Below are 6,058 nucleotides of genomic sequence, written 5' to 3'. Positions count from 1 at the left end.
GAGCACCCGGTGCCCTGTGCACGATGGGCGCTCTGCTTGTGCTGGCAGTTCAACCGCTCTGCTGAACGCTCACGCCGGCGGGGTGCCTTGCGCAGCGAAATAAAGGAGGAGGCCGCAGGCCGGGGGACATTCGCGGAGCAAGGTACCCCGTCGGCGTGAGCGCGCCCCGAACAAGCAGCACGACGAACAGAAAGACAGCTTTTCATCGAGGCGCCCCCCGATGCAGTTCCACCACGCGCGCCACCTTGTCGAGCCACGCGCGCACTTCGTCGAGCGCGTCCAGCGCCTCGTCCCACGTGGTTTCGATGAAGCGCATGCGGCTGCCGATGGGCGCCTGGCCGAGGCGCCACATGTCGGCCTCGATCACGGTGCCGAACTTGGGGTAGCCGCCTGACGGTTGGGCGTCGCGCATCTGGATGATCGGCTGGCCGCTGTGAGGCACCTGGATGACGCCGGGGACGATGCCGTGCGAGCGCAGTTCCATCGGCGCGATGGGGCGCAGCGGCTCGCCTTCGAGGCGGTAGCCGTAGCGGTCGCTCTGCGGGGTGATTTTCCATTCGCCGGCCCAGAAGGCCTCGCGCGAGGCCGGCTCGAAAGCCATGTACTCGGCGGCGGGCAGCACGCGCACGGCCGCGACGCCGTCGCGCTCCAGCGGCAGCGCGATCGCTGGCGGCACCAGGCCGAAGCCGGTACGGAAAGTGCTGCCCGTGGCCGCTGCGCGAAGCACATCGCCTCGGCGCAGCGCGCGTCCCTCGTGCCCGCCGAAGGCACCGCGCAGTTGCGTGCTGCGCGAGCCCAGTACCTCGGGCACGTCGATGCCTCCAGCCACGCACAGCACGGCGCGGCTGCCGCGCTGCGCGCCGCCTTGCGGCAGGCCCAGCGTGAGCACCTGGCCGGCGCGCGCCTGGTGCACCCACCAGGGCAGCAGCGGTTGGTCGTCGAGGCGGGCGGCGCAGTCGGCGCCCGTGAGTGCGAACGCGCAATCCTCGGCGAAACGGACCTTGAACGGGAACACCGGCACCTCGATCGCGGCGGCACCCAGTTCGTTGCCCAGCAGCAGGTTGCCCGCGGCCAGCGCGAGGTTGTCCATGGCGCCGGAGGTGCCGACGCCCCAGCGCAGGCTGCCGGTGCGCCCCAGGTCCTGCACGGTGGCGAGCGCGGCCGAGGAAAGGATTTCGATCATCGGACGATGCCCTCCACACGGAAGCGGATCATGTCGCCCGGCTGCAGCATGGCGGGCGGGTCCTGCGCCGGATCGAAGAACACCATCGAGGTGCTGCCGATGGTGTTCCAGCCGCTGGGGCCGGCCGAGGCCGACACGCCGGTCTGCGCGCCGCCGATCGACACCGCACCGCCCGGGATGCTCAGCACGGGCACCTTGCGCCGCGGCGTCGCGATGCGCGGGTCCATGCCGCCCAGGTAGCAGTAGCCGGGATGGCTGCCGAGCGCATACACCGGGTAGAGCGGCGCGCTGTGCAGCTCGACGACGGCATCGATGCCCAGGCCCGTGTGCGCCATCACGTCGGCCATGTGCGGGCCGCCTTCGCCGCCGTAGACCACCGGGAGCTCGACCACGCGGCCTTCGCGCGGCAAGGCAGTAGCGGAGTCCCAGGCGTCGCACAAACGCGTGCGCAGCGCATCGAGGTGGCGCGGCGCACGCGTGAAGGTGAGCATCAGGTTGTTCATGCCCGGCACGGCCTCCCGCACTTCGGGCCAGGTCTCGGCCTCGCGGGCCAGCGCCCAGATGCGCTGTTGCGAAGGCAGGCTCATGTCGCCGGGCGCTTCGAACAGCAGCGCGGTGGTGCCCAGCAGGCTGGTGGACGGCGAGGTCGAAGATGTCTGTGCGCTCACGCCGCGCTCCTTTGCTGCAGCCAGCGTTCGAGGTGGTGGATGTCGACGCCGCCCGCGGCAAAGCCCTCGTCGCGCAGCAGCGCGCGGTGCAGCGGCACGTTGGTGGCAATGCCTTCGATGCGCGTCTCGGCCAGCGCAAGGCGCATGCGGTCGAGCGCATCGGCGCGGGTGTCGCCGTGCACGATGAGCTTGGCGATCATCGAGTCGTAGTACGGCGGCACGCGGTAGCCGGCGCCCGCGTGCGAATCGACGCGCACGCCGAAGCCACCGGGCACCTGCCAACCGGTGATGCGGCCGGGCGCGGGCGCGAAGGTGTCGGGGTTCTCGGCATTGATGCGGCACTCGATGGCGTGGCCCTGGCAGCGCACGTCGGCCTGCGCGAGCAAGAGGCGCTCGCCGCGCGCCATGCGCAGCTGCTGCTGCACGATGTCGATGCCGGTGGTCATCTCGGTCACCGGATGCTCGACCTGCAGGCGGGTGTTCATCTCGATGAAATAGAAGGCGCCCTTCTCGTAGAGAAACTCGAAGGTGCCCACGCCGCAGTAGCCGATCTGGCGGCACGCGGCCGCGCAGCGCTCGCCCACTTCGGCCATCAGCGCGTCGTCGATGCCGGGCGCGGGCGCCTCTTCGATCACCTTCTGGTGGCGGCGCTGCAGCGAGCAGTCCCGGCTGCCCAACCAAACGGCGTTGCCATGGCTGTCGGCCAGCACCTGGATCTCGACGTGGCGCGGGTGCAGCAAAAACTTCTCGATGTAGACCTCGGGGTTGCCGAAGGCCTGGCGCGCTTCCTCGCGCGTAAGGGCCATGGCGTCGAGCAGCGCGACCTCCTCGTGCACCACGCGCATGCCGCGCCCGCCGCCGCCGCCCGCGGCCTTCACGATCACCGGGTAGCCAATGCCGCGCGCCAGGGCGAGCACGGCGGCCGGGTCCTCGGGCAGCCCTTCGTCGGGACCGGGCACGCAGGGCACGCCGGCCTTGCGCATCGCACGCTTGGCCGAGACCTTGTCGCCCATCGTGCGGATGCAGGCGGCACTGGGCCCGACGAACACGAGGCCCGCTTCCTCGACGCGTGCGGCGAAGCCCGCGTTCTCCGAAAGAAAGCCGTAGCCGGGATGGATCGCCTGCGCGCCGCTCAACTCGGCGGCGAACAGGATGGCAGACTGGTTCAGATAGCTCAGGCCCGGCGCTGCCGGCCCGATGCACAGCGCCTGGTCGGCCTGCGCGACGTACATCGCGTCGCGGTCGGCCTCGGAGTGCACGGCCACGGTGCGCAGGCCGAGCCCGCGGCAGGCGCGCTGGATGCGCAGGGCGATCTCGCCGCGGTTGGCAATGAGCACGGTATCGAACATCGCGCGTGCCTCCTCATGCGAAGCGGAACAGGGGCTGCCCCGCTTCCACTTCCTGGCCCGATTGCACGAGCACCTGGCGCACGGTGCCCTCGCACTCGGCGCGGACCTCGTTGAACATCTTCATCGCCTCGATCACGCACAGCAGCTGGCCGGCTTCCACAGCCTGCCCAGGCTGCACGAAAGGCGGCTCGCCGGGCGCGGGCTGCAGGTGCACCACGCCGTGCAATGGGGCGAGGCATTCGGCAGCGTCGAGCGGCACTGCTTCTTCGGGGGAGTGCCTTGGCGCCCTGCGCGCGGCAGGCTGCCTCGGCGCAGCGGACGCGCCCGCCAGAGCCGACAGCTTCACCAGCCGCAGCGTGCTGCCGTTCTCGCTGAACTCCAGTTCCGCCAGGTCCGATGCGGCCAAAGCGTCGATGAGCGTCTTGATCTGTTCCTGCTTCATGCCGGGGCTGTGGTGGCCGACGCGTTCCGCGAACGCGTGACGGCATGCATGAAAGGTAACGGGCCATGGACACAAAGCCCAAGACGGAATGGCTGTGCCGGGATAAGGCCGGCTTATGACAGCGCGGCAAGCTCGGGTTCGGGCGTCGACGCAACCTTGCCGGCCAGGTCGACCACGAGTTCGAGCAGGATGTCCTTCACGGCCTGCGCGGGTTCGGACAGCGGCAGGTGGTCGGACTGGCACAGCGCCAGCGGCGCCTCGATGACCGGGTCGACGATGGGGAATTGCCAGGCTCCGCAGCTCGCGACCACCTCGCGCGCCATCGACGCGGGCAGGATGGTGGCGCCCAACCCGTCGGCAATGGCGGCCGTGAGCGTGAAGGCCGATTCGATCTCCGCCACCACGCGCGGCACCATGCCGGCGCGCACGAAGGCCGCGTCGACCAGCTTGCGCACCACGTTGTACGGGCGCGGCAGAAAGAGCTCGATGTCGCGCAGGTCGGCCAGCTTCACCGGCTGCGCGGGCACCGGCATCGCGGCCGGCCCGACCAGAAACAGCGGCTCCTTGAGCAGCGGCACGAAGGTGAGGCCGTGGATGGCCTTGTCGCCATAGAGCACGGCCAGGTCCATGCGGCCGTTCATGATGAGTTCGCTCAGCGTGGTGCCGTAGTTCTCGTTCAGGTACAGCAGGATGCCGGGGTGGCGCGCGCGCACGGTGCGCAGCAGCGGCAGCGACAGCGCCGATGCGGCTGTGCCGGGCGCCAGGCCCACCGACACCTGGCCCGAGAGCCCCTCGCCGGCCGCCTCCATGTCGACGCGGGCCTGCTCGCACTGGCGCAGGATGATCTGCGCATGGCGGTACAGCACCTTGCCGGCCTCGGTAGGCGTCACGCCGCGCTTGGTGCGCACCAGCAGTTGCTGGCGCACCTCGCCTTCGAGCGTGGCCAGCTGCTGGCTCAGCGCGGGCTGGGCAATGAAAAGGACTTCGGCGGCCTGCGTGAGGCTGCCGATGTCCACGATCTTCACGAAATATTTGAGGCGTCGCAGGTTCACGCCTTGTCCCCAAGCAAAAGCCAAGCCTAGCACCGCCCCTGCGCGGCCGGTAGGGGGACTCACCATAAGCTGCGCCTATACGACCAGTGAAAAGTCGTCTTGGCCTCGCCCGATCGATGTGCGTACCGTTCGGTCCATGCAAGCCACCACCTCCCACGCTGCCTCCCGCATTGCCGCCCGCGTGCGGCGCATCAAGCCCTCGCCCAGCACCTCGGCCGCCGACCGCGCCAACGAACTGCGCAGGCAGGGCAAGTCGATCGTGAACCTCGTGGTGGGCGAGCCCGACTTCGACACGCCACCCCACATCCGCCAGGCCGCGGCCGCCGCCATCGAGCGCGGCGCCACGCGCTACACGCTGATGGCGGGCACGGTGGAGCTGCGCGAAGCCATCGCCGCCAAGCTCGAGCGCGAGAACGGCCTGCGCTACGCGATGAACGAGATCATCGCGACCAGCGGTGCGAAGAGCGCGATCTACAACGCCTTCGCCATCACGCTGGAGCCGGGCGACGAGGTGATCATTCCCGCGCCCTACTGGGTGTCGTACCCCGACATGGTGTTGGCCTGCGAGGGCACGCCCGTCACCGTGGCCTGCCCCGAGGCGAACGGCTTCAAGCTGACGCCCGCGCAGCTGGAGGCGGCCATCACGCCGCGCACGCGCTGGCTGCTGATCAACTCGCCGAGCAACCCGACCGGCGCCAGCTACACGGCGGCCGAATACGGCGCACTGGCCGAGGTGCTGCAACGCCATCCACACGTGATGGTGATGACCGACGAGATCTACGAGCACATCCGCTTCGACGGCGAAACGACGCCCCACATCCTCGTGGAGGCGCCCGCGCTGCGCGACCGCACGCTGATCGTGAACGGCGTCTCCAAGACCTACGCGATGACGGGCTGGCGCATCGGCTATGCGGCCGGGCCGGTGGACCTGATCAAGGCGCTGGACACGCTGCTGTCGCAATCCACCGGCAACTGCTGCTCGGTGAGCCAGGCGGCCGCGGCGGCCGCGCTGAACGGCAACCAGAGCTTCGTGGCCGAGAGCGTGGCCGTGTACAGGCAGCGGCGCGACCGCACGCTGGCGCTCATCAACGCCATTCCCGGCCTGGGCTGCGCCACGCCGCCCGGCGCCTTCTACCTCTACATCAACTGCGGCGGCCTGATCGGCAAGACCACGCCCGAGGGCAAGCGCCTGGCAGAAGACGGTGACGTGGTGATGTACCTGCTCGAAAGCGAGGGCGTGGCCGTGGTCGCGGGCACCGCATACGGCCTGTCGCCGTACTTCCGCCTGTCCATCGCCACGTCGATCGAGACGCTCGAAGAAGGCTGCAAGCGCATCGCGCGCGCCGTGGCTGCACTGCACTGAA

General features: G+C 69.8%; 6 protein-coding genes. 1 reads left to right on the top strand and 5 read right to left on the bottom strand.

The genetic code is table 11. The annotated features are described in order from the left end of the window. Positions 1 to 202 precede the first annotated feature (202 nt). The 5 genes from PMI12_RS03075 to nac form a co-directional block, all read right to left on the bottom strand. Positions 203 to 1,183 (bottom strand): biotin-dependent carboxyltransferase family protein, encoded by a 981-nt coding sequence (locus tag PMI12_RS03075; RefSeq protein ID WP_007829011.1) that lies wholly within the window; start codon positions 1,181 to 1,183, stop codon positions 203 to 205. Then, the gene (pxpB, locus tag PMI12_RS03070; RefSeq protein ID WP_007829010.1) at positions 1,180 to 1,851 is read right to left on the bottom strand and encodes a 5-oxoprolinase subunit PxpB; all 672 of its coding nucleotides are present in this window, start codon (positions 1,849 to 1,851) and stop codon (positions 1,180 to 1,182) included. Before pxpB ends, PMI12_RS03075 begins: the two co-directional genes overlap by 4 nt. Then, positions 1,848 to 3,200, bottom strand: a complete 1,353-nt coding sequence (gene accC, locus PMI12_RS03065; RefSeq protein WP_007829008.1) for an acetyl-CoA carboxylase biotin carboxylase subunit — start codon at positions 3,198 to 3,200, stop codon at positions 1,848 to 1,850. Before accC ends, pxpB begins: the two co-directional genes overlap by 4 nt. 13 nt (positions 3,201 to 3,213) lie before the next feature. Then, positions 3,214 to 3,642, bottom strand: coding sequence for an acetyl-CoA carboxylase biotin carboxyl carrier protein (locus PMI12_RS03060; protein WP_007829007.1), 429 nt, complete (start codon positions 3,640 to 3,642; stop codon positions 3,214 to 3,216). 113 nt (positions 3,643 to 3,755) lie between these two features. Then, positions 3,756 to 4,694, bottom strand: a complete 939-nt coding sequence (gene nac, locus PMI12_RS03055; protein ID WP_042672744.1) for a nitrogen assimilation transcriptional regulator NAC — start codon at positions 4,692 to 4,694, stop codon at positions 3,756 to 3,758. Between the two features lie 136 nt (positions 4,695 to 4,830). On the opposite strand from nac, the gene PMI12_RS03050 reads away from it, so the two are divergent. Then, positions 4,831 to 6,057, top strand: coding sequence for an aspartate transaminase (locus PMI12_RS03050; protein WP_007829005.1), 1,227 nt, complete (start codon positions 4,831 to 4,833; stop codon positions 6,055 to 6,057). Position 6,058: the final 1 nt, after the last annotated feature.

The organism is Variovorax sp. CF313 (assembly GCF_000282635.1).
Taxonomy (GTDB): domain Bacteria; phylum Pseudomonadota; class Gammaproteobacteria; order Burkholderiales; family Burkholderiaceae_C; genus Variovorax.
Note: the sequence above shows the minus strand (reverse complement) of the source record. Positions and strands in the feature narration are given on the sequence as shown.

Bases quoted from the DNA above. Each gene is read 5' to 3' on its own strand.
- PMI12_RS03075 (WP_007829011.1), bottom strand. From the start codon at position 1,183: ATGATCGAAATCCTTTCCTCGGCCGCGCTCGCCACCGTGCAGGACCTG.
- PMI12_RS03060 (WP_007829007.1), bottom strand. From the start codon at position 3,642: ATGAAGCAGGAACAGATCAAGACGCTCATCGACGCTTTGGCCGCATCG.
- accC (WP_007829008.1), bottom strand. From the start codon at position 3,200: ATGTTCGATACCGTGCTCATTGCCAACCGCGGCGAGATCGCCCTGCGC.
- PMI12_RS03050 (WP_007829005.1), top strand. From the start codon at position 4,831: ATGCAAGCCACCACCTCCCACGCTGCCTCCCGCATTGCCGCCCGCGTG.